Source organism: Streptomyces sp. NPDC053426 (genome assembly GCF_055585405.1).
Genome location: NZ_JBVJKE010000017.1, coordinates 74,298 through 97,591, shown reverse-complemented (window position 1 = coordinate 97,591; position 23,294 = coordinate 74,298). Strand labels below are relative to the sequence as shown.

Here is a 23,294-nt window from a genome sequence, read left to right as displayed (position 1 = left end):
CAGGGGGCCTGGATCAGGCCGGGTCCTCCACGAAGGAGTTGCAGGCGGAGGAGCCGGTCGCGCAGGTGGTGCCGCAGCCGTCGCCGGTGGTGCACATGAGCTTGCCGTGTGGGTACTCCGCGACGACGACCCTCACGTCCAGGGGCGCGAAGTCGTCGTCCACATCCGCCGGCGCGGCGGGCGGGGTCAGAGTGGCGCTCGTCATGATGGTGTCCTTCCTCTTCTTCGGGTGGTGCGGGACGGCCTGACTCCCGGCGTTACGCCGAGGGCCAGGAGAGCGAGATCCGGCTGTGCACCTTGTCGATGACCCGGGCGGCGCGGATCCGGTCGTCGGGGGTGCCGGCCGGATGGACCCGGATGACCGGGCCGGGGCCGCCGCGGCGGTTGGTCTGCCAATCACGGAGCACGTCGGCGACCTTGTCGGCGAGCTGCTCCGCGCTCGGGCCGAGGGCGTGCACGCCGTACTCGACGTGCTTGTTGTCCTCGGTGCGGCGGGTGACGAGGTAGGCGAAGGTGTCGTTCTCGACGGCAGCGAGAGCGAACCGCTTGTTCGAGGGGGCGACCAAGCCGGTGTCCAGGTCGTCATCGACGGCCATCGTGCAGAAGCCCGGCAGGCTGATCGCCATCGTCATCTGGAGGGTGTCGAGGAGCTCCTGAAGACCGATGGTGACGCCGGTCCACAGCTCGTGGCGCGATGTCGTGACGGCGTTGTCCAGCCGGTGCGGATCGGCCGGCAGGCCGTCATCGAACCGCAGGCCGATCTCCGGGGTGCCGTTGACCAGCAGAAGTTCTTCCCGGTGGGCGGTCGAGCCCTGCATCGGGACGAAGCCGCAGATCCGCGCCGACTCACTCTCCAGGTAGGCGCCGTGCTCGCCCGCGACCTGTACGAAGGCGACCGAGCGGGTCAGACCCCGCATCCTCAGCGGCACCACGAGCCGGCCGCCGTCCTTGAGCTGCGCGGTCCAGGCCGGGGAGATGTCCCAGGCTCCGGCGGTCACCATGACGACATCGACCTCACCGAGGTCCGGGATCGGTTCGGCCGCGTCCGCGGTGACGACGCGAACCCTGGCGTAGCCGTGCTCGTCCAGGAGCCGCCGAGCGCGCTCGGTGACACCGGGGTCGATGTCCACCGTGACGACTTCACCGTCCTCACCGACGAGTTCGGCGAGGTAAGCCGCGTTCAGCCCGCCCGAGCCGATCTCCAGCACCCGCATCCCGGGCCGCACCCGGGCCTGCTCCAGCATCATGGCCTGGATCTGCGGGGCGGAGACGGAGCTGAGCTGCACGCCGTGCTCGTCCGTCTTGGTGATCACAGCGGTGTAGGTGTCGTACGCCTTGTCCAGCGGCGTGTCGGGGGTGAACTCATGGCGGGGGACCTTGCGCATCGCCGCTTCGATCTCCGGGGAGGAGAGTGTGCCGTCCGCACAGAGTTCGTCCACCACCTTGTTCCGAAGACGGATCGCCTCGTCGGGCTCGACGGTCGTATGGGTCATGAACTTCCTTGTCTTTCGTTGGGGAGCCATCGGATCGGTTGTGCAGGGAGGTGGGAGCTTGGCGTTCAAGCACGGTCCCTCGCAGCGCAGTACTGCCACACCATGTGATCCAGCTCGGCAACGCAGGTTGCGCAGCCGTGGAGAGGAGCCTGTAACCCGGAGGAGACGACGGGACCGATCCAGGCCACGGTGACGTTCGAGCGCCGGCAGTACAGCCAGCACGTGCCGGTGCTCCAAGGGCTGACCTCCCGTCGGCGGCCCTCAAGGGCCGGGCCGTCGCATGCGATGAGTCCGGGAGCGCTCATCGGGGTGCGGCGGCAAGACCGGGGAGACGGTGCAGAGGACATCTGCAGGGCGGCCAGTTGTCGGTGAGCGGGATCGTCTTGATCGGCGTCACTTCGTGCTCCTCGCGGATCACGATCCTCTTGCCGTCCGGAGTCACCCGGTACACCGCCATGGTCATCATGTCAGTCCTCAGCTCGCGGACGTTCCGTTGTTCGCTGTCTGTAACCAGTCAACGACACACTGAGTGAGTGAAGGTGCACAGGAAGTACACAAGAGCGTCGCGTGGGTACTCGTGGCTGAGAACATGAGGAGCGGAGCATCCGACTGGGAAGACATCACGTATGAGCGCGGAGAGCACCACGCCTGGGCCGGGCGCCAACGTCAAGGTCCTGCGCGTACAGCGCGGCTGGCTGCAAGACCATCTGGCCGCCAGGTCAGGCATGTCGAAGTCCATGCTCGGCAAGATCGAGCGGGGTGAGCGCCCGCTGACGCAGGGCATGGGCGCGGCGTTGTCGAACGCTTTCGGGATCACGCTCGACGAACTACTCGGCCAGAGCCCGGTTGCCCCTGGTGAGGAGGACCGACTGAAGGAGCTGCGGAGCGTCATGCGGCGCTTCGATCTGCCCACGGACGAACCGGTGCGCGCCGAACTCCTGGAGCAGGGCCTGACGGAACTCTTCCGACTCCGCGGTGACGCCGATCTGGCCGGGGTGACGCAGCGGTTGCCCGGTCTGCTGCGTCGGGTGCAGGACCACGCACATGCGACGGGTCTGCCGGAGCACTGGGCGCGGGTGGCCGACGTCTACAGCGCGGTCTACTGGCTTGCCGCGCGGCACCGCTGGATGACGCTGGCGGAACTGGCGGTGGTCAAGCAGCGGCAGGCGGCGGAGCGGGCGGACGCGTTGACTCGCGCCGTCGCGGCCCGGGACGAGGCCGGTACGTTCCTCAACGGAGGAGACTTCGCGGGCGGTCTTGCCGTGGTCGACCATGCGGTGGTGGAGGTCGAGTCGACGCTGTCGGGCCGGGCCCGCAGCCTCGGGCTCGGGCTGCTGCATCTGCGGGGGATGACACTCGCCGGCCGGCTGGCGGACAGGAAGACCGCGCAGCGGCACATCGTGGCGGCGCTGAAGGCGGCCGAAGTCGTCGACACCGATGTGAACGTCAACGGCATGCACTTCGGGCCGGAGAACACCGCGACGCATGTGGTGGCGACCAACGCGGACCTGAACAGGCACGCGGACGCTCTGGAGGCCGGGGAGAGGTACCTACGAGAGGGCCCCACGCTGCCCGCGACGCGTATCGGACCGCTGCACATGAACGTGGCCCGGTCGAAGCTGGCGCTCGGGGACCGCGACGGGGCAGTGGACTCTCTCGCCGACGCGTGGAAGGCGACGCCTCAGATGGCGAAAGTGCACCCGACCTTCCAGGAACTGAGCCGGGTGCTGGTATCGCTGCACAAGCGAAGCAACCCGAAGGTGAGTGCGCTGGCGAAGCGGGCGGGGATCGCCCTGTAGGGCACGGTCGACCGCCGAGGCGTTGGCCGAGGGCGGAGTGAACCGTTCCGGCTTCGATCGAGACTCCGGAGTGCTCTGAGTTCGGTGGAACCGTGCAGCCCCTGGCAGTGGGGCACGAGCGAGAATTCGTAGAAGTCCCAGGCGCGGCCGGCAGCCGTACTCGATGTGCGGGCACCTGACGACGATGTCCTCGGTCCAGCGGCGGAAGAACTGAACGCCTTGACGGCCATGGACGACACCAGGGGAGGTCACGAAGACCTGGGGCGGGCCGCGTCGGTCGGGGCCGCCGAGGCCCTGGAGAAGCAGAAGTTCGGTGCCGCGCAGCGCATCCGCCTCCGGATCTTCTCTGTCGCTACAGGACTCGTAGGGCCCGGCGGGCTGTCGGCGTGCTGGCGGTCAGGGGACGTTGCGGCTGGTCAGGCCGGGCGGGCTAGGGTGCTCGCCATGGCATTGGACCAAGACGGCGTGATGTTGCCGCGGCTGCGGCCGGCCGACGTTGCACGGCGAGGCGTGACCTTCGGTCTGCTGGGCGTGGTGCCGCTCATGGTGGCGGCTTTGAGCATCAGCGGCCACAGCGACCGACGAGATTTTCTGTCCGTCGTCAGTGCTCTGGCCCTCTTCGGTGCGATCTTCCTTGTGATCGGTGCCGGTTTTTGGTGGGCCAGTGCGGGGGACATCCGACGTGTGCGGGACTGGCGCACCCTCACGGGACAGGCGGCCTCAGTCACCGTCGTGGGTCCGGTGTTCCTGCGCTCCGGGCTGTTTCTCCTTGTCCTCGGAGCTGCCGCTCTCGGGCTGTACCAACTCGTGGACGCTGCGTCGTACGGCAGCTGGTTGTACAGCTAGAACCTGCCCTCGACCACTAGGCCGGCGCTCTCGGCGAGGGCCTGCGTCTGGGGGCTTCAGCCTTGCTGCGGGGTGACTCCAGGTGTGACCCGCACAGTGTCCGTCTGCTCGATGCTGCGGCCCAGAAGTCTCCTGCGGGGTCCGGCAGGTGCACGGGTGCGGGTCACCGAGCCGCAGGTCGGTTTCGCTCCGGTCCGTCCCGGGAGTGCGGGGCCGACCATGGATCCCCTGATGGCTGAGCAGCGTGGTACCAGGGGCCTTCGCCGGCCCCTGGACCCCGCTGCCCCGCCGCTTCCCGGCGCGAAGCCCTTTCGTCGTGGTGCGGACCGTGCGCGCCGGGAAACGGCGGGTACGGGGTGCGGTGTCCTGCGAGGCGGGGGAGTCCCGGCCCCACGCGGCTTCGAGGTCGGCCGCAGGTCGTGAAGGGGTTCCGCCATGGGGCTGAGGTTCGCTGGTGCCCCATGGCCGTCGTCGTGAAGTGGCAACAAGGTGAGGGCGGATCGGCGGAGCGTACAGGGCTCACCTCGGAGGCTTGTGCGGGGTGAGGACGGCGCTTCCTGTTGAAGTAAGAGAGCGCGCCTTCCGATACGCCGCTGACCTGCGCAGATACCTCGAACCACCACGATCGCAGGAACTGCCAGGCAGTTCCTGCGACAGCACAGGGCGATCCTGTGGACCGGGTGCCCGGTTCCTGGGAACCGGGCACCACGATCCTGTAGCAGCGGCACATTGACGTGACGTACATGAGGACGGTTCCTGGAGACCGTCTTCCCGGGGGTTCGAGCCATGAGCACGGGGACAGGAGACACGGCCTGCAGGCGGGGTTGATTGACTTCCTGCTCATGTACGTTAAGTTCATCTGGTCGGCCTAGCAGCCGTCCCTCGCGAACCAGCCAGCAAGTATTTCCCCGCCTACGGAGGGCCCGTTGGGAGCATTACGCAGACTGGTCGACGCCGACACCGGTGAGCCGGTCCCTTATGCGCCGTACGCCTTCGCGGGCAGGCACACCCAGGTCGACAAGGCGCGCGTCGAGGCGATCACCGAATCGAAGGCCTTCACGCCCAGCCAGAAGTTCCTCGTCCTGTGGTGGATCGGGGTCTCGCCGGAGGGTATGGACCCACTGAGAGCCACTGGAGCGGACATCGCCCAACGAGTGGGGATGTCCACGGATGCGGTCGGGAAGATCAACCGGAAGCTGGCCAAGCACCGCATCCTGATCGTCCGGGGACGCATCGGCAACTACAACTTCTACCGGATCAGCCCTTACATCGCCTTCCACGGGACAGGGCTGGAACAGCGCGAAGCGGTGAAGACATGCAACCCACCGGACATCCCCGGATTCAACGAGAACGCCCCTGCACGGTGGGAGGCCCAGTGAACGGCAACGACGACAAACAGAAGAACCTCGAACTGCTCGAGAAGACCGCGGGCATGACCGCCAACCAGCGTCTCGTCGTCATGTTGTACGCCCTGCATCCGACCGACCGGTCCGGCGCCATCCTCGAGACGGCCGCCACCTTGGCGAAGCTCGTCGGCATGGCCCCTCCCGTCTTCTCCCGCACCCGCAAGCAGGTCATCGAAGCCGGCTGGCTGGAGGAGACGGAGCGGATCGGGCACATCAAGTACTACCGCCTGGATCCCAAGCGCATGGGCGAGAACGTCGTCGTTCCCCTTCGCCGCGCAACGTGACGTCCTGACGACCGCACCTCATTGACGTGACGTACATGAGGTGCGGTCCGAGGAACCGTGACGATTCACCCACGGGTCATCGGCAGCCGGCCTCGATGTCGAACAGGCAGCGGCCCGGGAAGCCGATGTGCCGGTTCTTGAACGGGCAGAGCCGGGGGACGCCGTCGCTGCCGGCACCCTCGACACTCGCAAGGCGGCGACGGACTACGTCATCAACTCGAGGTGGGGGTGCTCGGGCGCCGCGGGGCAGATGTAGAGGTGCTGCCGGTGGCCGCGGCCGATCTGGACCGCGGTGGGCCGCCCGGGGTCGAAGTGGTCCGAGCCGGGGGACGGTTCGGCGGCGGGGTTCTCGTACGGGGACCAGCTGCGCCCCTCGTCGTCCCCTTCTTCGAACGTGGCGATGGTCAGCAGGACCTCCATCCCGGTGCCGCATTCAGGGCAGGGCCGCGGGCAGGGGTCGGTGGAGTCCCAGGCGGCCCAGCCGCCGACCTTCCAGCCGGGTGCGTTGGACAGCACGCAGTCGTAGTACGTCTGCGGGTCCATGTCCTCTTCGTCCGCCTGGGGCACACTCCACTGACTGAGCTGCTCCTGTAGTTCCGTACTCAGTTCCAGGTGGTCGGGATACTCGGTGATCTGTTCCGGGTGGAGCAGGCACGGCTCGGGCAGGTAGGCGTCGAACTGCATCGCGGGTGGTTCGGGGGGTGTGCCGAGGATGTCGGTGACGGTGGCCGCCGACCGCCAGAACAGCGCGGTCCTGGGCATGATCGGATGGTCGAAGGGGCACCACAGAACCTGCAGCAGGTCCGTTCCCTTAGGCGCGCGCAGATCGGGCACGTCCCGTGCGTACAGTTGCGCCACGGGCAGCATCGCCATGGAGCCGTCGTACGGCTGGACCGCCGGCCTCATCGGAAGCTTCCGAGGAGGCCGGATCCGCTCGAGGGTCTTTTGTTCCTGCGGGGTCATCTCCCTGCCGTGCGAGGCGGCACGGATCCGTCGTTCCAGCCGTACGTCCGCCGGGGACAGGACCGGGTTCATTCCGTCCACCTCATGAGGGCCTTCGCAGTGGGGCCAGGGCTCGTCGGCGGGCCACAGCAGTGGTCCGCCGATCGAGCTGTCGTACCACGTCGGCGCCCCGGGCCGGGGGTGCAACCGGGTCGCCGTGCGTGCCAGCGGGACCAGTTGAGGAAAAACCGCGGCGACATCGAGCGGCCGTGGCGGAGTGACAGGAGCGACATTCATGGCCAGGATCCTGTCAACTGCCTCTGACAAAGGCTCCCGCAGCCGCACCGGCGCCACCGGGCGCGGTACCCGGGACGCGCACGCCCCCGCGTGGCTCAGCGCGGGAGCCGCAGCAGAAGGGCGGTCAACTCCTCGGGGAATCCGTTCGTGTGACGCTCCGCGGAATACCGCACGGTGCAGGCCGCCGAGACCAGCTCCACGTCCGAGTACCCGCCGTCCTCGAGCATCCCGGCGGCCATGCCGAGCGGCACGGCGAAGTCGGCTCGGGCCTCCGGCGACATCGCCTCGACGACGCCGGACTCGTCCTCGACGAGCACCAGGTCCACGATCCGGCGGAGCGTCTCCGCCACGGCCGGCAGGTCCACCTCCCGGACGATGCCGGCCATGTCGTGGTACTCCGCGAACCCGAACCGATTGATCCGCTGGTGTTCCGCGCTCATGTCGTGCCCTTTCGAGGCTTTGTCGGAATGCCGGATTCTTGCGGGCGAGGGTCCCATGCAGCGGGCGAGCCGGAGGAAGACGTCGTGCCTGCCGTACGTGGGGTCGGAGGCGGGCTCGCCCCGGCGGGGTGGCGCCGAGGCGCAGCAGGGCGTGGGCGGTGACGTACGGGGAGCGCGCCTCGCGCGGCATCCCGGCGTACCGGTCGCGCTCGGCGGGGGTGAGCAGGTCCAGCAGGGCCTCCTCCCGCGCCGCGGGGCGGTCGGCGCGGGCCGAACAGACGCGGACGCCGGGGGCCGGGGCGCCGTCAGATCGGGCCAAGGCGCACCGCCCCGTCCAGCCGGATGACCTCGCCGTTGAGCATCGGGTCGTCGATGATGTGCGCGACCAGCGAGGCGAACTCCTCGGACCGGCCCAGCCGGACGGGAAGCGGGGTCTGCGCGGCGAGCGAGGCGCGGGCCTCGTCGGCGAGCCCCGCGACCATCGGCGTGTCGAACAGTCCAGGAGCCACGGTCACCACGCGGATGCCGGGCCAGGTCCCGGGCCAACGGCAGGGTCATGCCGGCCACCGCCGCCTTCGAGGCGGTGCAGGCGACCTGGCCCTCCTGACCTTCGTACGCGGCGATCGAGGAGGTGCGCACCATCACTCCGCGGTCGCCGTCCACCGCCTCGCCGTCCGCCATCACCCGGGCCACCTGGCGGACCACGTCGAAGGTGCCCAGGAGGTTCACCCGGACCACCTCCGCGAAGGTCTCCAGCGGCAGTGGGCCGCGCCTGCCCAGGGTGCGGCCGGGCACCGCGATCCCCGCGCAGCTCACCACGGCGCGGGCCACGTCCTCGGTGCGGGTGATGTCGCAGGGACGGCTGCCTGCGCCCCGACTGTTCGCCGCAGGCGGCCGCCCGCGTCATCGTGGCGGCGTTCTTCGGGATCCAGCACATCTCCGACACGCTGCACGGGCGCCGGGACATCCTCGAGCGCTGGGACGAGGTGAAGCGGCTGGTGTTCCCGGGCATCTGCGCCCCGGGCGTCGGGATCCCCTGACGGGGACCGCACGGCACGGCCGGCGCCGTGCCGTGCGGGGCCGTCGGAAGCCCCCTCGGCGGGCGGGGGGCCTCCGCGTCCTTCGTCAAGCCCGGGCCGGCCGTACGGCGGCGGCTTCGGGGCCGCACCCCTGACGGACCCTGTGACGGGACCCGTCCGCCACGGGACCGGCGGAGCGGCACGGGCGCCGGCTCACTCGTCGATCGACGCACCGAAGCGCGCGTCGGTTCCGGGAGCGCCGAGTGAGCCTCCGCCGTACGACCACGATCCGGTGCTCACCGTCCCGGTGGTGGAGGCGGCGAGCCACCAGACCACCCCGTCGTCGGTGTTCTCGCCGGGTGCCGCGGCCAGCAGCTCGCAGCGGCCGTCGGCGTCCGTGTCGGCGAGCCGGACCTGTCCGCCCCAGCGGTCGCCCTTCTCCGCCGTGCCGGGCACGCCCGCCGAGTTCTGGTCGAAGGACTTCGCGCCCACCGCGGTCAGCCCGGCGGCCGAACCGCGCAGGATCCGCACCCCGCCCGCGTCCGCCACGGTGCCGACGTCCTCGCCGGGCACGCCCACGGCCAGGTCGGCGTGGCCGTCACCGTCGATGTCGGCGAGGGAGACGTCGGCGCCGAAGCCGTCGCCCAGTTCGGCGGTGCCCGGCACGCCGGCGGTGTACTGGGTCCACACCTGCGCGGGAGTGCCGAGTTCGTCCACGTTCTCCATGCCGTCCTCGGAGCCCAGGTAGACGCCGACGGTACCGCCCGTGAGGGGTTCGTGCTCGTCCTCGGGCTTGTCGGGCCTGCCGTAGACCAGGTCGTCGTATCCGTCGTCGTTGATGTCGCCGGAGGCCGTGGCGGAGCCGCCGGCGAGGTCGCGGGTGTAGGCCGGCCCGTCCGCGGCGCCCATGTACAGGGAGGAGCGTGGCCTGGGGTCCTCCTCCAGGCTGCTGCCGGACACGAGCAGGTCCGCGTATCCGTCGCCGTCGTAGTTCCCGGTGGTCAGGGAGACGGGCTGTATCGAGTCGCGGCCGGGGACACCGGCGGTGTCGAGCCGGCCCGTTCCTTCCAGGGAGCCGGCGCCGTGGGCGAACAGGGAGGCGCCCCCGCGGTCGGCCACGGCGAGGACGTCGCCCGGTGTGGTTCCGGAGAGCCGGGCGGCGGCGACGGCCAGGCCGAACCGGGCGTCCGCCGCGGGTGTCTCCGACCTCAGGGTGACGCTGCGGGCGGAGGTCAGCCCGGCCGGGGATCCGTAGAGGACCGTCACCCGGCCCGCGTCGCTCACGGAACCCTCGTCCTCACCCGGCGCGGCGACGACCGCGTCGTCGTAGCCGTCGGCGTCGAGGTCCCCCGTGGCCACGGCGGTGCCGAAGCCGTCACCGGACTCGGCGGAACCCGGCACCCCCGCGGACGCCTGACCGAAGACGGCGGTGCGGACCCGGGGGACGCTGGTGGCGGTCCCCATACCGCTCGCGGCGCCGTACTGGACGGTGACGTACCCCGCCCCCTTCCTGCCGCCGTCGGTGCCGCCCGGAGCACCGGTCAGGACGTCGTCGTAACCGTCGCCGTCGAAGTCGCTGTCGCGGTCGTCGGCGTAGGTGCCTTCGGGCATGCCCGCGAAGGCCGTGGGCGCTGCGGTGAGGGCCACACCGCTCAGCAGCAGGAGCGAGGCGGCGGCGACGGCCGTGGAACGTCTGTGGGTCAAGATCTGCTCCCATGCGCGGGGTGACGGTGGGTCGCGGTCACAGGTTGGATCCACGGCGCGGAGGGAAGGTTGCGGCCCGCCGGTCTTCTGTGACAGAGGACAGAGGGGGAAGCAGCGCCGGGACCCGCGACTCATGGACAAGGCCGGCGGGGTGTCACACTCGTCGCCGTCGGGCTCCTCTCATAGGGCAGGACCGGCCCGGACGACGACACCGTGTGCGTTCCCGACGCCCACCGGAGTCGTCCGCAGGAGAGGGGAGACACATGAGAATCGTCGTGTTCGGAGCCAACGGGCCGACCGGACGACAGGTCACGGAGCAGGCGATCGCCGAAGGGCACACGGTCACCGCCGTCACACGCCGCCCCGCGGAGTTCCCGCTGAGCGGCCCGTGCCTGCGGGTGGCCGGTGCGGACGTGCTGGATCCCGGCGCGGTCGAACGCGCCGTGGCCGGGCAGGACGCGGTGATCTCGACGCTCGGGGTGCCGTACAGCCGAAGCCCCGTCACGGTGTACTCCGAGGGCATCACCCACATCACACGGGCCATGACCAGGCACGGCGTCCGACGCCTGGTCTGCGTGACCTCGACCGTGCTCTTCGACGTGCCGGCACCCGGCGAGACCCTCTTCTTCCGGAAGGTGCTCGAACCCCTCATCGCGCGCACCATCGGGCGCACCGTGTACGACGACATGCGCCGCATGGAGGAGACCGTGCGCGACAGCGACCGCGCGTGGACGGTCCTCCGCCCCGCCGGTCTCTTCGACACGGACGCCGTCAGCGACTACCGGGTCGCCACCTCGCGCCTGCCCGGCCGGTTCACCTCGCGCGCGGATCTGGGGAACGCGCTGCTGCGTGAGGCGGTCGGCGACCGTCATGTGGGTGCCTTCGTCGACGTCCGCACCACGGAAGGCGTTCCGGGCTTCCTCGACGTCATCCGGAAGGAGGCGTTCGGCGGCAGGAAGTGAATACCGAGGGGGAGCCTCTCCCCGCCGGAGGTGACGGTGCCCCGTCCCCTCCGGTTCTCCGGCCGGAGGGACCGGAGCCGGAGAACCGGAGGGGCACACGGGTACGACCTCGGCGGCCGTGGGGCGAAGGTACGGCCGGCTCGGACGAGTACGGCTCCGAGGAGCCGGCCGGTGACCCGTGTCACGCTCACCGGGTGGATGTCACACTCCGGCTGCCTCCTCCCTCTGGTCAGTGAGTGCCGGACAGGAGGACGACCCATGGCAGCCATACCCGACGACGGCCCGGCAGCGGGCGGGACAGGACCGGTGCGGGACGCGCCGCGCGGGCCGGGCACGGGAAACCGGCGGGACGGCCCGGCGCAGGACGCGACGCGGCTCTTCGTCGATCACCGCGAACTGCTGTTCTCCGTCGTCTACAACATGCTCGGCAGCGTCGCCGACACCGAGGACGTGCTCCAGGAGACCTGGCTGTCCTGGTCCGGCAGGAACCGTCGGGCGCAGGCGGCGGAGATCGGCAACCCGCGCGCCTACCTCGTACGCATCGCCGTGAACCACGCGCTCGCCCGGCGGACCGCCATCGCCTCCCGCCGTGAGACGTACGTCGGTCCCTGGCTGCCCGAACCCCTGGTCGCCGATGCCGCCACCGGCCTCGCCCCGGACACCGCGGACCACGCGGTGCGTACGGACTCGCTCTCCATGGCGATGCTGGTGGTACTGGAGACCCTCACACCGCTGGAACGGGCGGTGTTCGTCCTCCACGAGGTGTTCGGCTACCCCCACACCGAGATCGCCGGCATGCTCGACCGCAGCCACGCCTCCGTACGCCAGCTCGCCCACCGGGCCCGCGCCCACGTCCACGCCCGCCGCCCCCGCTACCGCGCCCACCCTCGCGTCCGGCGGGAGGCGACCGAGCGGTTCGTCGCGGCCGCCCTCGGCGGCGACATCCACGCGCTCATGGAGATCCTCGCCCCGGACGTGACGGTCTGGATCGACGGCGGAGGCGCGCGGCAGGCGGCCGGGCTGCGCCCGGTCCACGGCCGGGAGAAGGCCGCCCGCATGCTGGCCGGCTACGCCACCCGGCGCATCGAGGATCCGGACATCCGCTACCGGCGCGTCAACGGCGACGACGCGGCCGTGCTGTTCACGGGGGACTCCCCGTACGCCGTGATGGTCATGGACCTCACCCCGGACGGCGACCGGGTCTCCGGCGTCTACGTCGTCACCAACCCCGCCAAGCTCACCCACGTGCGACCGGACGACGGGCGGAACCCGCCGGGCCGGGACACGGCCCCGGGTCGCCCCGACGCCCGCTGACGCGCGGATCCGCCCGTGGGGAAGGGAACGGGCCCGGCTCCGGCAGACGGGGCCGGGCCCGTCCGGCCCCGGACCGTGGCCGGGTACCGGCCCCGGGGCCGGACGAGGAGGCCCTCCCGAGGGCGCGGACCGGGCGCCTACTGGTCGGGGTGGACGGCCTGGACGCCGGTTCCCGCGTACGCCTTGGGCGTCAGGGTGAGCAGGAAACGGCCGGTGGGGTGGGCGGGGGAGGGGCGGGCGGCGTGGATGGCGTGGACGGCGGCCCAGGAGTGTCCGAAGCGCAGCAGCTCGGTGGCCGTGACCGCGGCGTCGGTGTCGAAGGCCTCGATGCGGACGAACCGCAGTCCTTTGACGTAGCCGAGGAGTCCGGGCCGCTCGGCGTCGCCGGCCGTCAGCGACAGCACCGGTGCGTACAGGGTTCCCAGACCGCCGGAGGCCTGGACGTAGAACGCCGCGACCGCCTCGTTGAACGGGTCCTTCGGGTCGTACAGCGCCGCGGCGGTCGTGTGGTCCAGGACGACCGGGATCGCCCCCACTACGCGGCCGCCCGGGGGTCGTGCCGCGTCCCGCCCAGGCGCTCCAGCAGCGCCCGCGCCTTCGCCTCGGCCTCGGCGCTCGGTGCGGTGCCGAGGGCGGAGGCCAGCTCGGCGCGGGCCAGCTCGGCACGCTCGGCGTACTCGGCCCGGGTCGGGGTGCCCTGCGCGAGGTCCTCGACCAGGGAGCGGATGGTCGTGCCGTGCTCGGCCGCCAGCGTGGCCAGCCGGTCACGCGCCGCCACGCTCACCTTGATGCTCGTCTCGTCTGCTGCCATGCCCCTACCGTACCGCGGTCCTCTACCCACGGTAGAGGACCGCGGCCGTCCCGCCGCCCCGCGGCCGGTGTCCGGGTCAGGACGGGGCGGCGCCCCGACGTGCGCAGGACGGCCGTGCCCGGGAGCCGTCGTTCCGGTCGTGGTCCGTGCGGACGGGCAGGGCGGGCGCGGTGGCGCGGGGGGCGCGGGCGCGGGCTTCCCACGGTGGGGTGGTGGTGAGGAGGAAGTCGATCCTGTCGGCGAACCGGGGCTCGGGAACGGGCAGTTCGATGTTCGGGTGGCGGTCGTAGTGAGGAGTGACGGCGTCGGCGACGTAGTTGGTCAGGGCGTCGATGCGGTGGGGCCGGTGGCGGCGGCCCGGGGCCGCGAGTTCGCTGAGGATGCGGAGCACGGTGGGGAGTCCGGCGTCGAAGCGGATGTCCGTGGGCGGGCAGGTGCCGGCGACGGCGAGGGGTTCCGCCGCCCCGGCCTCGGGGGTGAGGTCGAGGCCGGTCTGCTGGGCGTAGAAGGCGGCGGCGTGCTGTTCGCCGCGGACGCGGTGGTGCAGGGAGAGGGTGTAGCAGGCCGGGGGGTGGCCGTCGCCGGCGGCGTACTGCCACCAGAAGCGGGCGCCGTCCTCGATGCCCGCGAGGTGGAGGGCGCAGCCCAGGAGCCAGGCGCTGTGGTGGTCGGGGACCTGGTCGGTGAGGAAGGCCAGGACGTCGGGGGTGAGGGCGGTGACGGCGGTCTCGCACAGCGTGTGGAGCTGCCGGGCCGCGGCCGGGTCGGTGGGACCGGTGCGGTCGGGGCCGGCGGGCGGGGGGGCGGCCGGGAGGTGGTCGGGGCAGGTGCCGTCGTCGTGGGGGACGGTGTCGTCGGGGACGTCGGGGTGGTGGTGCAGGCGGGCTCGGGCGAGGAGCTGGTCGATGGCAGACATGGCGGGCGGGGTCACTCCCGGGTGTCGGGGGCGCCGAGGAGGGCCTCGACGGTGGCGCGGGCGTGGTGGTCGACGGCGTGGGCGATGGCGGGGCTCAGGCCGAGGACGTGGGGGATGCGCTGGTCGGGGATGCCGCACAGGTAGTGCAGGACGGCGACGTCCATCTGGTCGTCGGGCAGGCGGCTGATGGCGTCGAAGAGATCGATCAGTTCGGACAGGGCGATCATGTGTCCGGGGTCCTGGCCGGCGCGGATCTCGCGGGTGGAGAAGACGGCGGCGCGCAGATCGGGGTGGCCCTCGTGGCGGGGGGTGCGGAGCATGACCCGGGAGCGCAGCAGGAGCCAGGCGTAGCGGTTGAGGTTCGCGCTGGCGGTGGCTTCGCTCCAGGAGAGCCACAGGATGTCGTTGGCCTCCGCGACGACGCCCCGGGCCCGCCGTTCGGTCAGGAGGAAGGCGCGGGCGTATTCCAGGTAGGGGTGGTACATGGTGTCGGTGAACGCCTGGTAGGGCAGTGGGGGTCCTTCGGCTTCATGGGCGACCTGCTCGATGCACTGGCGGATCCACTCCGGGCCCTTGCGGGCTTCGCGGGCGGCGGCCGTCCACAGCCGGCGCATGGGTTCCGTGGGTATGCCCAGGACGCGGATCACGCTGAAGGTGATCTCCCAGGCGGGGTAGTAGCCGTTTCCGCGCAGGAGTTCGCTGATCCGGGTCTTGGAGTAGCCGGACCGGTCGACGAGGTCGTCCAGGGTCAGGCCGCTGGTGCGGTGCACGCTGCGGACGGGTTCGAGCCAGGCGCGGTGCAGCGGGCCCGCTTCCGGGGAGATGGGGGCCGGCGGGCGGCCCCGTCTGACGCTGTGTGGTGGGGGCTGGGCGGCATCGGACGACGGCATCACCGCGGCGCCTCCTGACCGTCCCGCCGCCCGGCCGGGCCGTCGGCGCGGGACGGTGTGGCGTCCGCGGGACGGGACCGTCCGTCGGACGCCGTGAGCGCCTGGACGACCTGCTGCGCGAGCAGGCCCAGGGAGGGCAGCAGGACCGCCGCGGCGGCCGCGTGTCCCAGCACGGTCATCACCGTGCTCCACGTGAGGGCCGCCGTCAGGACGACAGCGGCCACCACCTTCTTACTCGACATCGCACTCTGTTTCTGTGAGCGAACGGCACCAACGGGCCCTCCGTCAGGCGGTGCTGAAGCGCCATCAGGAAGGGACCGCCAGAATGGCCGCACACGGCCGCCCGACGCCATGTGATCATGGGATTACGGAACAATAAGAAGATCCGCCACCTTCCGCTACGCCCCGCCACCCGTCCCGCGGGCCGCATGACGCGCGGGTTCATCCCTTTGAGGAGAAAAACAGCACTTCCGCTCTGCAATTGCACGCGATCCCTCATCATGGATGCTCGCAAGGCGCCACTCGACGCCGCACCACGTGCGGCCCCCTGTGCTGAAGAAGGAAGAGGGGGCCGCACGTCCCACCGCCCGTGCGCCTCGGCCCCATGCGGCGGCCGAGGTGACGGCCGGTCAACTACCGTTCTGCGTACGGAACTTGGCGCGCGCGGCGTGCAGCGGGTTGTTCGTCTTGCCCCGGGCGGGCTCGATGTAGTGCTTGAGGACCGTGGGGGAACCGGGCTTCCACCGGCCCTGGGCGGTCGGGTCTCCTCCTGCTTCGGAGATCTCCTGCGCCGGGCCCCGGCGCAGGCCGTGCGCGGTCACCGCACGGCCACCGGGCGCCTTGACCCCGGCGAGCCGGGCACGGGTCTTGACGATGTTCCCGATCGCGTCGGGGCTGAGGAAGTCGCCGCGCGGCCCGGAGCGCGGGCGGATGGTGCCGCCGCGGGTGATGTGCCGGAACAGCGGGCCGGACGTGATGCCGTGGCGGCGCAGTTCCTCCAGCCACGCGCGGACGCGGACGACGGGGCAGAGGGACGGAGCCTCCGGGTCGGCCGGTACGAACGTGTCCTCGCCGCGGGCGGCCTGGTCGGTCTTGGAGAACGCCACGCGCACGGTCACGCCGTCGTCCTCCACGGCCAGGTGCTCGACCAGGAGGTTGGCGAGTTCGCTGCGGCGGGACAGCATCCCCCATCCGAGGGTGAGCAGCGCGGCGTCCCTCAGGGCCTTCGGCTGCTCACGCTCGTCGGCCGCGGTGCAGGTGGCCACCATGGCGGACAGGGCCGCGGTACGGATCGGCGGTGCCTTCCTGGGCGCGCGGCGCCGGGCCCAGTCCCGGGCGTGCCTGCGGAGGACCTGCCGGGCCTCTTTCGTTCCGGGCTGCTGTCCGTCGGGGTGGGCGGAGCGGATCGCCGACATGTGGACCTGGACGGACGAGGGCGCCAGGTCCCGTTGCACCAGGTGTCCGACGTACTCCACGAATGTCGCCGTGGTGCACGGCATCGGCACCCGGCCGTTCTCGGCGCACCAGGTGGTGAACTGCCCGAGGGCGGAACCGTACGTACGGGAGGTGTTGGCGGGCGGCGCCCCGTCGATCAGGTCGGCCGTCTCCTGCGAGATCCGGAAGTCGGCTTCGGTGTACGCCGGCCGGTCGGCCGTCGTCGGGACCGGGGCGTTCGGCCGGAGCAGCGTGTGCCGGCCGATGAGGGGCCGGTGTGCCGGTGTGTCCGCGAGGGCGGGGAGCGCCCGGTTCTCGTCCTCGTCGACCAGCTCGGCGTCGACCACTTCCACGGCGGCGGGGTCGGCCATGTGCCCCTCCCTCAGGACAGCCCTGTATAAGGGAAATTATAGGGGGGTATTCTCCCGCGAGCTGCCGGCACCCGGGCCGCGTGAGCACGACGCTGCTACCGTCTCCTCCTCAATACACGTCTGTTGGTACGGGAGCCATGTTGCGTATCACCGTCACGGTCGACGATCCCACCGACGACTTCAGGGACAAGCTCCTCGCACTCCTCGAGGAGCACGCCGCGCACGTCGACGTCGACGCCACATGGACCGTCGAACGCGCCGTGCGGTACTACCGGACCCTGCCCGCCCGGGCGCGCCGCATCGTCCGCATGGCCGCTGTCAACGACGGCTTCGTCGACGACGATGAACTCCGCACCGACGGCGGCAGCCTCCGCGGCCACAGCGGCGCCCTCAAGCGCGTCCTGGAACGCGGCGCCCGCGAGGGCTGGTGGCCGGCCGGGATGCGGCCGCCGATCCAGGCACAGGGTCCGGGCTTCGGAAAGGTGAAGGGTTACTCCATGCCCACCGAGCTCGTCGATGTCTTCCTCGAAGCCGTCGACCGGCACGACAAGCAGAGGTGAGGCCAGTCGCCGTTGGCCCGGCTGGTCGGCGTGCAGCGCCGTCCGCCCGAAGAGCACGCCGTAGACCGTGCGGACGAGTGCGCCCGGCGCCGCCGCGCCGGAACAGGGCGCAGACCGACTGGTCCGGCTCGCCGAGGGTCGTCCCGGGCATCGGGCCGGCGTTCAAGCGCCCGCCGACCCGGTCGGGTGCGGTCAGGGAGTGAGTGCGACGGTCTTGCCGGGCAAGAGCTGAGCGATGCCCCCCGGGGCACCGTCATGACTTCAGGAGCGGTCCAGGACGAGGTGATCCGGTGCGTGAGGCGGGTGACCCGGGGAAGGAGCCGAGCACCCGTGTCGGTCGCCCGCCCGCCGGGACGGTGCGTCAGAGCACGGCGAGCCGGTCCACCAGCAGTTCCACCCTCCGTTCGGCGTCCTCCGGTGGCAGCCGTCCCGCCCGGGTCAGGGTGGCCAGGCCGTGCAGGGCCGCCCAGAACACCTCGGTGAACAGCGCCGGGTGGACGCCGTCCCCGGCGACCTCGCCGAGGCTCTCCAGCAGGGCGGCGAAGCCGTCCTTCAGCGGCTTCGGGGTGTCCTCCCGCGCGAACGCCAGGCCGCCGTCGAGCCGGAACATGGCGTCGTAGACCGCCGGGTTGCGCTCGGCGAAGTCGAGGTAGGCGCGGGCGAGGGCGGTGACCCGGGCGCGCGGGTCACCGGCGGGGGAGGTCGCGGCCCGCAGTGCCACGGCCATCTCGGCGGCGCCCTCGAGGGCGACGGCGCCGATGATCTCGCGCTTGCCGCGGAAATGGCTGTAGAGGACGGGCTGGCTGTACTCGATGCGCTCGGCGAGCCGGCGGGTGGTGACCGCGTCCCAGCCCTGCTGCTCGGCGAGTTCGCGGGCCGTCGTCACGATGAGGCGCTCGCGGACCGCCCGTTCGCGCTCCTTGCGTTCCTGTACCGACATGGATCGATCCTAGCACCGCTAGACAACCGAGCGGCAGAAGGTCTAGCGTTGCCTCATCGGCTAGCAACGCTAGATCCCGGGAGGGACAGTCATGCTCACCGCGCTCGAGGTCTTCACCACCGTGATCGTCGGCCTGATGGTGGGGGTGGAGTTCTCCGTCGCCTTCGTCATCAACCCGATCCTCAACGCACTCCCCGGTGACAGCGGCCAACTCGGCCGCGCCCACGGGGGCCGGATGCTCGGCACCGTGATGCCGTTCTGGTACATCGGCTCGCTCGTCCTCGTCGTGCTCTGGGCCGTCGCCGGATGGCACCACCAGGGCGCCGGCCTCGTCGTCACCGCCGCCGCGCTGCTGATCGTCAGCGTGATCATGTCGATCCTGCTGCTCGTCCCGATCAACAACCGGGGCAGGACGTGGACCCCCGAGAACCGGCCCGCCGACTGGAAGGAGCAGATGAACCGCTGGGACCGCTACCACTACGTCCGCGTCGCCGTCATCGTCGCCGCCTTCGCCCTGCTGGCCACCGCCCTCGCCTGAGCCCGCGGGCCGAGACCGCGCCTCTGAATACGTCATGTGACGCATTGACCCCACAGCACCGTCACGGTTGCATGCTCGTGGTCCTCCGGTGGGGAACCGGAGGAGGGACCGTGTCCTGACTGGGGGGAAAATGAGGGGAAACACGAACCGGGGCATCACCAGACGCGTACGGGCCGCCCTGAGCACGGCGGTCGCGGTCTGCGCGGTCACGGCGGTGCTGCCCGCGGCCGCCTCGGCCGAGCCCGCGGCCGTGGCGGGCGCCGCGAGCGACAGCGGAGCCGGGGTCGAGCGGATCAGCGTCGCGACCGACGGCACCCAGGGCGACGGCGACTCCGCCGGCGCCACGATCACGGCCGACGGCCGGCGTATCGCCTTCTCGTCGTCCGCGCAGAACCTCACCTCCGCGGCCCCGGTGACGGGGGAAAGGGTGTTCGTCCGCGACCGGCGGACGAGCCGGACCGTGCGGATGCTCACCAACACCTCCCCGATCGAGCGCCCGGTGATCAGCGGTGACGGGCAGTACGTCGCCCTGTGGGGGCGGTTGTTCAGGGACACGAAGACCTTCCTGTCCCAGGTGAGCTCGGAGAGCACGATCGGCATCAACTGCCCGGGCCTCAACTGCAGCCAGCCGTCACTGAGCACGGACGGCCGCTACATCGCCCAGGCCGCCACCTTCAACCGGCCGGCGACCCGGCAGCGCGTCGAGGTACGGGACTGGCACGCCGGCACCGCGGAGACCGTCGCCGAGTTCGAGCACACCGTCTCGGCCCGGCCGTCCATCAGCGGCGACGGCCGTTTCGTCGCCTACCAGGACGGCCAGGCGCAGGACGTCCTCGTGTGGGACCGGACCGACGGCACCACCTCCGGCCCTGTCGAGGGCCCGTCCAAGGCGGCGGAACTCGTCCAGCTCAGCAAGGACGGCAGCAAGGTCGTCTACCTCTCGGGCTCCGACACCTACGTCCACGACATGGGCTCGGGCACCGACCTGCTGGTGCCGGGCGTGCGGGGCGTGGCCATCGATCCCACCGGCCGCTATCTGCTGTACGCCCCGCACGACACGAGCGGGCCCTCGCTCCTGCTGCGCGACCTGGCGACGGGCACCGACGAGACCGTCTCGGACCGGCCCGCCTCGGCCGGGATCGACGCGGTCAGCGCCGGTGGACGCGACGTGGTCTTCCACTCCACGGCCGACGACATCGTGCCCGGTGACACCAACGGCACGTCGGACGTCTTCGTCCGCCACTACTACTGACCGTCCCGGCACCCGGCGGCGGTGAGCGCGTCGATCCCGTTTCGATCATGCCCAGGACACTGGCCACCGCCGCCGTCGACCGGCTCCTGCACCACGCCCACATCCTCCTGACCGAAGGGTCCTCGCTGCGGCTGACCCAGGCCACCAGCGGTCAGGGCGTCGTCCCGCCGAACCGGACGAGCTGATCCCCCATCTCCTCAGACGGGCTCCGGAAGCGGACCAAGACGCTTGCTCACACGCTCACGCAGGAGGAGGTACTCCTCCCAGCGGCGAGGCAGCGGGCCCGGAGGGCGCTCGACGACACGGGCAGCCATGACCGTCTGTCCGCGCTGGAACTGTTCGAGTGTCAGGTCGAGTTCCACACCGCTGGGCAGCCGGTTCCACCAGTGGAAACCGTGCTGGGTTCCGTCAAGGTCCACCTCCCCGACCATGAGGTCACCGCCGAAGACGTCGTTGACGATCAAAGCGGTGATGTCGCAGTGCCCCCGGGCCGGGTTGCCCGGCTGCCAGTCGGCCTGGTCGTCGGGCGAGCAGGTGTCGAAGGCCCAGCCGGCACGCAGGGCCTTGTCGAGATCAAGCAGGTTCCAAGGGGTCATGCCGCCAGCATCGCAGCCACCACTGACACCACAGACGGCGCGGGCGCCAAGGCTCACGACCGTTCCGAACCGCACGAGTGCAGAGCCGAACAGGGGACGAACAGTCATACCGGACAGGGAGATCAGCTGTCCGTCGGCAGCCCGCGCGACATCCGCCCGGACACCGGGCTCGCCCGCCTCTCCTGCGGGCAGGCCCGGATGCTGCTGGACGAGCACGCGGCCCTCGGCGGTGAGCCGGGCACGGGCTGGGACCTGCATGAGTGGCGGCACTCCGGGTCGACCCGCCTCGGCGAGGGAGGGGCGAGCCTGCCGACGCCGACGGCAGGCGGGGTGACTTCCCGGAATGGGCACCAGCGGTACAGCCGCAGGCTCTGGCCCGATCACGAGCCCAGATTATCGCAGCGCTGTTATATTAGCGCTGTGACATCTTCAGATCCCACAGCGCTGCCCGATCCCTGGCATTCCCTGCACGAGCTTCTGGCAGCCATGGACGCCGAGATCGAGCAGGTCTACGTCGAGCGCGGCATCGAGGGGGTGCGGCCTCGGTTCGCGTATCCGCTGATCCGGCTCGCCCACACCGGACCGCTGACCATTCGCGAGCTTGCGAAGTCCCTGGACCGCTCGCACTCCGCGATCAGCCAGACCGTCGCCGCCATGCGCAAGGAGGATCTGGTCACCTCCGAGCCGGGGCCTGACGCCCGCACCCGGCGGATCGACCTGACCGAGCGCGGCCGGTCGCTGGTGCCGTTTCTGGAGGCGGAGTGGCGCGCCACCCACGAGACGGTCGCCGAGCTGGACGGCGAGGTCCCGTACGCGATGACCACCGTTGTCGAGGAGGTGCGGCGGGCGCTGGAACGACGGTCGATGCGGCAGCGGATCCTCCACCACCTCGTCGAGCCACCGCGATGAGGGGGCGTGTCCGAGTCCGGTTCCTCGACACCCGCCCGCTGCGTGGCAGTCAGTCGTTTCGCGACCTGTGGATCGGCACCTCGGTCTCCCAAATCGGTGGGCAGACAGCCAACGTGGCGGTGCTGGCTCAGGTCTGGGACCTGACCGGCAGCCCAGTGGGCACCGGCGCCATCGGGCTCGCCACCGGCCTGCCGATGGTGCTGTTCGGTCTGCTCGGCGGCACGTTGGCCGACACCTTTGACCGCCGTACGGTGGTACGGGCCACCACCGCGGGCCAACTGCTGGCCTCCGCAGGGCTGTGCGCCCAGGCCCTGGCGGACAACCGCGACGTGCTGCTGCTGCTCGCCCTGGTAGCCATGGGGACGGGCTGCAGCGCTCTCGGAGCTCCTGCCCGGCGCACCTTCCCGGTCCGGCTGTTGCCGGGCGACCAGGTGGCGGCCGGTCTTGCGCTGACCAACGTCTCCTTCCAGGCAGCGATGCTGGCCGGGCCCGCGATGGCCGGGCTGATCATCGCCCGCTGGGGCTTCCCGGCCGCATACGCGACCCAGGCCGTGGCCATGGTCGTCTCGATGCTCGCGGTGATCCGCCTGCCCGCCATGAGGCCCGAAGGCGCCGCCGCGGCAGGCGGCAGGCGCCGGCCGGAGCGTGGCGGTTGGCGGGTCGTCCTGCGCCGCCCGACGCTGTGGGGCTCGATGGCCACCGACCTGTCCGCAACGCTGCTCGCCATGCCCATCGCGCTCTTCCCGCTGGTCAACGAGATCCGCTTCGGGGGTGACCCGCAGACCCTGGGACTGTTCCTCTCGGCCGTCGCGGTCGGGGGGATCACGGCTGGTCTGCTCTCCGGTACGGTGACGCGCTGGCGCCGTGGCGGCCTGGTCCAGCTTTCCGCAGCCGGTGTCTGGGGCCTGGCGCTGGCCTGTTTCGGTTTGGCGGGGCCGTTGTGGCTGGCGCTCGGATGCCTGGCCGTGGCGGGAGCTGCCGACACCGTGTCTGTCGTCACCCGCAGTGCCCTGGTCCAATGGGAGACCCCGGACGCGTACCGGGGACGGGTTTCCTCGGTGGAACACGTCATCGGTGTCGCGGGCCCCGAACTGGGCAACTTCCGTGGTGGCCTGTTGGCGTCGGCGACCTCCGCCTCCTTCTCCCTGGTCCTCGGCGGACTGTCCGCCATTCTGGCGATCGCCGCCGTGGCCGTGACCAACGCGCCCCTTCGCGCCTACCGCACGCCGCCTGCTGCCGCGAAGCCGACCGTCCCCGGGGTCGCCGGCGCGGCGACCGCTGGTCAGGTTTCCTGATTCGTCTCCGGCCCTGAGCCCGGTGAGAGGGGTCGTCAGCGTCCTGCCGGCTGACGGCCCCTCACCGAGGGGCATTCCTTGTCGGCGGCGTCCGGACCGTGCGGCGGACGCAGGCTCCCGGGCGGCTCGGGGAGGTGGAAGGAACACCGGCCGAGCATGTTGACGTGATGGCGGACGAACGGGGAGAGGCGGGCCGCGTCTTCGTCGCGGACTTCGGTCCGGGCGAGGTCGGCCCGGCCGCGGGCTGTGTCCTGGAAGGCTCCGTCAAGCCCAGGG

The 23,294-nt window shown here is 71.2% G+C and carries 25 protein-coding genes and 3 pseudogenes; 14 read left to right on the top strand and 14 right to left on the bottom strand.

What is annotated here, in order from left to right; all coding sequences use genetic code 11:
- Positions 1–13 precede the first annotated feature (13 nt).
- Both ACZ62B_RS30140 and fxlM read right to left on the bottom strand, forming a co-directional pair.
- A complete protein-coding gene (locus tag ACZ62B_RS30140) occupies positions 14–205 on the bottom strand; it encodes an FxLD family lanthipeptide (RefSeq protein ID WP_344561369.1) in 192 nt (63 codons plus the stop codon).
- Between the two features lie 52 nt (positions 206–257).
- Positions 258–1,493 carry a methyltransferase, FxLD system gene (gene fxlM / locus ACZ62B_RS30135; RefSeq protein ID WP_344561371.1) on the bottom strand — a complete coding sequence of 412 codons (1,236 nt, stop codon included), beginning with the start codon at positions 1,491–1,493 and terminating at the stop codon, positions 258–260.
- 626 nt (positions 1,494–2,119) lie between these two features.
- Between fxlM and ACZ62B_RS30130 the strand changes: the two genes are divergently transcribed.
- The 4 genes from ACZ62B_RS30130 to ACZ62B_RS30115 all read left to right on the top strand — a co-directional run bounded on the left by ACZ62B_RS30130 (position 2,120) and on the right by ACZ62B_RS30115 (position 5,828).
- A complete protein-coding gene (locus ACZ62B_RS30130) occupies positions 2,120–3,292 on the top strand; it encodes a helix-turn-helix domain-containing protein (protein ID WP_344561373.1) in 1,173 nt (390 codons plus the stop codon).
- A 444-nt stretch (positions 3,293–3,736) separates the two neighbouring features.
- Positions 3,737–4,138 (top strand): DUF6336 family protein, encoded by a 402-nt coding sequence (locus tag ACZ62B_RS30125; protein WP_344561375.1) that lies wholly within the window; start codon positions 3,737–3,739, stop codon positions 4,136–4,138.
- Positions 4,139–5,064: 926 nt separating this feature from the next.
- A complete protein-coding gene (locus ACZ62B_RS30120) occupies positions 5,065–5,517 on the top strand; it encodes a MarR family transcriptional regulator (RefSeq protein WP_073937971.1) in 453 nt (150 codons plus the stop codon).
- 53 nt (positions 5,518–5,570) lie between these two features.
- A complete protein-coding gene (locus ACZ62B_RS30115; protein ID WP_344561482.1) occupies positions 5,571–5,828 on the top strand; it encodes a cyclic nucleotide-binding domain-containing protein in 258 nt (85 codons plus the stop codon).
- Between the two features lie 204 nt (positions 5,829–6,032).
- On the opposite strand, the gene ACZ62B_RS30110 is transcribed toward ACZ62B_RS30115, so the two are convergent.
- The 3 genes and pseudogenes from ACZ62B_RS30110 to ACZ62B_RS30100 all read right to left on the bottom strand — a co-directional run bounded on the left by ACZ62B_RS30110 (position 6,033) and on the right by ACZ62B_RS30100 (position 8,302).
- Entirely contained in the window at positions 6,033–7,067 is a 1,035-nt protein-coding gene (locus ACZ62B_RS30110) for a hypothetical protein (protein ID WP_382051872.1), read from the bottom strand.
- A gap of 95 nt (positions 7,068–7,162) precedes the next feature.
- The gene (locus ACZ62B_RS30105; RefSeq protein ID WP_468884055.1) at positions 7,163–7,507 is read right to left on the bottom strand and encodes a hypothetical protein; all 345 of its coding nucleotides are present in this window, start codon (positions 7,505–7,507) and stop codon (positions 7,163–7,165) included.
- Positions 7,508–7,812: 305 nt separating this feature from the next.
- Positions 7,813–8,302, bottom strand: a pseudogene (locus ACZ62B_RS30100) (SDR family oxidoreductase).
- A gap of 113 nt (positions 8,303–8,415) precedes the next feature.
- Here ACZ62B_RS30100 and ACZ62B_RS30095 point away from each other — a divergent pair.
- Positions 8,416–8,547 (top strand): hypothetical protein, encoded by a 132-nt coding sequence (locus ACZ62B_RS30095; protein WP_469692797.1) that lies wholly within the window; start codon positions 8,416–8,418, stop codon positions 8,545–8,547.
- A gap of 192 nt (positions 8,548–8,739) precedes the next feature.
- Here the strand turns inward: ACZ62B_RS30095 and ACZ62B_RS30090 are convergent, their stop codons facing one another.
- Positions 8,740–10,230: an FG-GAP repeat protein gene (locus tag ACZ62B_RS30090; RefSeq protein WP_469692796.1), complete on the bottom strand. Its 1,491-nt coding sequence runs from the start codon at positions 10,228–10,230 to the stop codon at positions 8,740–8,742.
- 263 nt (positions 10,231–10,493) lie between these two features.
- Here ACZ62B_RS30090 and ACZ62B_RS30085 point away from each other — a divergent pair, with 263 nt between their 5' ends.
- Both ACZ62B_RS30085 and sigJ read left to right on the top strand, forming a co-directional pair.
- Positions 10,494–11,192 carry an NAD(P)-dependent oxidoreductase gene (locus tag ACZ62B_RS30085; protein WP_468724141.1) on the top strand — a complete coding sequence of 233 codons (699 nt, stop codon included), beginning with the start codon at positions 10,494–10,496 and terminating at the stop codon, positions 11,190–11,192.
- Positions 11,193–11,450: 258 nt separating this feature from the next.
- The gene (sigJ, locus tag ACZ62B_RS30080) at positions 11,451–12,506 is read left to right on the top strand and encodes an RNA polymerase sigma factor SigJ (protein ID WP_344561385.1); all 1,056 of its coding nucleotides are present in this window, start codon (positions 11,451–11,453) and stop codon (positions 12,504–12,506) included.
- 137 nt (positions 12,507–12,643) lie between these two features.
- Here the strand turns inward: sigJ and ACZ62B_RS30075 are convergent, their stop codons facing one another.
- The 6 genes from ACZ62B_RS30075 to ACZ62B_RS30050 all read right to left on the bottom strand — a co-directional run bounded on the left by ACZ62B_RS30075 (position 12,644) and on the right by ACZ62B_RS30050 (position 16,928).
- Positions 12,644–13,042, bottom strand: coding sequence for a PIN domain-containing protein (locus ACZ62B_RS30075; RefSeq protein ID WP_344561387.1), 399 nt, complete (start codon positions 13,040–13,042; stop codon positions 12,644–12,646).
- Positions 13,042–13,317: a hypothetical protein gene (locus ACZ62B_RS30070; protein WP_344561391.1), complete on the bottom strand. Its 276-nt coding sequence runs from the start codon at positions 13,315–13,317 to the stop codon at positions 13,042–13,044. Before ACZ62B_RS30070 ends, ACZ62B_RS30075 begins: the two co-directional genes overlap by 1 nt.
- Before the next feature lie 76 nt (positions 13,318–13,393).
- Complete coding sequence (locus ACZ62B_RS30065) at positions 13,394–14,233, bottom strand: hypothetical protein (protein ID WP_344561393.1); 840 nt, start codon at positions 14,231–14,233, stop codon at positions 13,394–13,396.
- Between the two features lie 11 nt (positions 14,234–14,244).
- Positions 14,245–15,123 (bottom strand): sigma-70 RNA polymerase sigma factor region 4 domain-containing protein, encoded by an 879-nt coding sequence (locus ACZ62B_RS30060; protein WP_344561395.1) that lies wholly within the window; start codon positions 15,121–15,123, stop codon positions 14,245–14,247.
- Positions 15,123–15,365 carry a hypothetical protein gene (locus ACZ62B_RS30055; RefSeq protein ID WP_344561397.1) on the bottom strand — a complete coding sequence of 81 codons (243 nt, stop codon included), beginning with the start codon at positions 15,363–15,365 and terminating at the stop codon, positions 15,123–15,125. The genes ACZ62B_RS30060 and ACZ62B_RS30055 overlap by 1 nt, the downstream gene beginning before the upstream one ends.
- Positions 15,366–15,752: 387 nt before the next feature.
- On the bottom strand, positions 15,753–16,928 hold the full coding sequence (locus tag ACZ62B_RS30050) for a site-specific integrase (protein WP_344561399.1): 1,176 nt from the start codon (positions 16,926–16,928) through the stop codon (positions 15,753–15,755).
- A 137-nt stretch (positions 16,929–17,065) separates the two neighbouring features.
- Between ACZ62B_RS30050 and ACZ62B_RS30045 the strand changes: the two genes are divergently transcribed.
- The gene (locus ACZ62B_RS30045) at positions 17,066–17,488 is read left to right on the top strand and encodes a hypothetical protein (RefSeq protein WP_344561401.1); all 423 of its coding nucleotides are present in this window, start codon (positions 17,066–17,068) and stop codon (positions 17,486–17,488) included.
- Positions 17,489–17,849: 361 nt separating this feature from the next.
- On the opposite strand, the gene ACZ62B_RS30040 is transcribed toward ACZ62B_RS30045, so the two are convergent.
- Positions 17,850–18,428, bottom strand: coding sequence for a TetR/AcrR family transcriptional regulator (locus ACZ62B_RS30040; protein WP_344561417.1), 579 nt, complete (start codon positions 18,426–18,428; stop codon positions 17,850–17,852).
- Between the two features lie 91 nt (positions 18,429–18,519).
- On the opposite strand from ACZ62B_RS30040, the gene ACZ62B_RS30035 reads away from it, so the two are divergent.
- From ACZ62B_RS30035 to ACZ62B_RS30025, 3 genes and pseudogenes are all read left to right on the top strand, one after another.
- Positions 18,520–18,966 carry an anthrone oxygenase family protein gene (locus ACZ62B_RS30035; RefSeq protein WP_468724150.1) on the top strand — a complete coding sequence of 149 codons (447 nt, stop codon included), beginning with the start codon at positions 18,520–18,522 and terminating at the stop codon, positions 18,964–18,966.
- A gap of 130 nt (positions 18,967–19,096) precedes the next feature.
- Positions 19,097–20,218 carry a WD40 repeat domain-containing protein gene (locus ACZ62B_RS30030; RefSeq protein WP_469692792.1) on the top strand — a complete coding sequence of 374 codons (1,122 nt, stop codon included), beginning with the start codon at positions 19,097–19,099 and terminating at the stop codon, positions 20,216–20,218.
- A 44-nt stretch (positions 20,219–20,262) separates the two neighbouring features.
- Positions 20,263–20,403, top strand: a pseudogene (locus tag ACZ62B_RS30025) (ATP-binding protein); the annotation flags it as partial.
- 12 nt (positions 20,404–20,415) lie between these two features.
- Here ACZ62B_RS30025 and ACZ62B_RS30020 read toward each other — a convergent pair.
- Positions 20,416–20,814: a YunG family protein gene (locus ACZ62B_RS30020; protein WP_344561423.1), complete on the bottom strand. Its 399-nt coding sequence runs from the start codon at positions 20,812–20,814 to the stop codon at positions 20,416–20,418.
- Positions 20,815–20,946: 132 nt separating this feature from the next.
- Between ACZ62B_RS30020 and ACZ62B_RS30015 the strand changes: the two are divergent.
- From ACZ62B_RS30015 to ACZ62B_RS30005, 3 genes and pseudogenes are all read left to right on the top strand, one after another.
- A pseudogene (locus ACZ62B_RS30015) lies at positions 20,947–21,123 on the top strand (site-specific integrase); the annotation flags it as partial.
- 111 nt (positions 21,124–21,234) lie between these two features.
- Positions 21,235–21,723 carry a MarR family winged helix-turn-helix transcriptional regulator gene (locus tag ACZ62B_RS30010; RefSeq protein WP_361134848.1) on the top strand — a complete coding sequence of 163 codons (489 nt, stop codon included), beginning with the start codon at positions 21,235–21,237 and terminating at the stop codon, positions 21,721–21,723.
- On the top strand, positions 21,720–23,018 hold the full coding sequence (locus ACZ62B_RS30005) for an MFS transporter (protein ID WP_469692790.1): 1,299 nt from the start codon (positions 21,720–21,722) through the stop codon (positions 23,016–23,018). Before ACZ62B_RS30010 ends, ACZ62B_RS30005 begins: the two co-directional genes overlap by 4 nt.
- Positions 23,019–23,294 lie beyond the last annotated feature (276 nt).

Excerpts from the sequence above, each read along its gene's own strand:
- ACZ62B_RS30030 (WP_469692792.1), top strand. The coding sequence starts at position 19,097 with ATGAGGGGAAACACGAACCGGGGCATCACCAGACGCGTACGGGCCGCC.
- ACZ62B_RS30105 (WP_468884055.1), bottom strand. The coding sequence starts at position 7,507 with ATGAGCGCGGAACACCAGCGGATCAATCGGTTCGGGTTCGCGGAGTAC.
- ACZ62B_RS30055 (WP_344561397.1), bottom strand. The coding sequence starts at position 15,365 with ATGTCGAGTAAGAAGGTGGTGGCCGCTGTCGTCCTGACGGCGGCCCTC.
- ACZ62B_RS30130 (WP_344561373.1), top strand. The coding sequence starts at position 2,120 with ATGAGCGCGGAGAGCACCACGCCTGGGCCGGGCGCCAACGTCAAGGTC.
- ACZ62B_RS30050 (WP_344561399.1), bottom strand. The coding sequence starts at position 16,928 with ATGGCCGACCCCGCCGCCGTGGAAGTGGTCGACGCCGAGCTGGTCGAC.
- ACZ62B_RS30005 (WP_469692790.1), top strand. The coding sequence starts at position 21,720 with ATGAGGGGGCGTGTCCGAGTCCGGTTCCTCGACACCCGCCCGCTGCGT.
- ACZ62B_RS30085 (WP_468724141.1), top strand. The coding sequence starts at position 10,494 with ATGAGAATCGTCGTGTTCGGAGCCAACGGGCCGACCGGACGACAGGTC.
- ACZ62B_RS30020 (WP_344561423.1), bottom strand. The coding sequence starts at position 20,814 with ATGACCCCTTGGAACCTGCTTGATCTCGACAAGGCCCTGCGTGCCGGC.
- ACZ62B_RS30060 (WP_344561395.1), bottom strand. The coding sequence starts at position 15,123 with ATGCCGTCGTCCGATGCCGCCCAGCCCCCACCACACAGCGTCAGACGG.
- ACZ62B_RS30045 (WP_344561401.1), top strand. The coding sequence starts at position 17,066 with ATGTTGCGTATCACCGTCACGGTCGACGATCCCACCGACGACTTCAGG.
- ACZ62B_RS30035 (WP_468724150.1), top strand. The coding sequence starts at position 18,520 with ATGCTCACCGCGCTCGAGGTCTTCACCACCGTGATCGTCGGCCTGATG.
- ACZ62B_RS30040 (WP_344561417.1), bottom strand. The coding sequence starts at position 18,428 with ATGTCGGTACAGGAACGCAAGGAGCGCGAACGGGCGGTCCGCGAGCGC.
- ACZ62B_RS30065 (WP_344561393.1), bottom strand. The coding sequence starts at position 14,233 with ATGTCTGCCATCGACCAGCTCCTCGCCCGAGCCCGCCTGCACCACCAC.
- sigJ (WP_344561385.1), top strand. The coding sequence starts at position 11,451 with ATGGCAGCCATACCCGACGACGGCCCGGCAGCGGGCGGGACAGGACCG.
- ACZ62B_RS30110 (WP_382051872.1), bottom strand. The coding sequence starts at position 7,067 with ATGAATGTCGCTCCTGTCACTCCGCCACGGCCGCTCGATGTCGCCGCG.
- ACZ62B_RS30115 (WP_344561482.1), top strand. The coding sequence starts at position 5,571 with ATGACCGCCAACCAGCGTCTCGTCGTCATGTTGTACGCCCTGCATCCG.
- ACZ62B_RS30125 (WP_344561375.1), top strand. The coding sequence starts at position 3,737 with ATGGCATTGGACCAAGACGGCGTGATGTTGCCGCGGCTGCGGCCGGCC.
- fxlM (WP_344561371.1), bottom strand. The coding sequence starts at position 1,493 with ATGACCCATACGACCGTCGAGCCCGACGAGGCGATCCGTCTTCGGAAC.
- ACZ62B_RS30070 (WP_344561391.1), bottom strand. The coding sequence starts at position 13,317 with ATGGCAGCAGACGAGACGAGCATCAAGGTGAGCGTGGCGGCGCGTGAC.
- ACZ62B_RS30140 (WP_344561369.1), bottom strand. The coding sequence starts at position 205 with ATGACGAGCGCCACTCTGACCCCGCCCGCCGCGCCGGCGGATGTGGAC.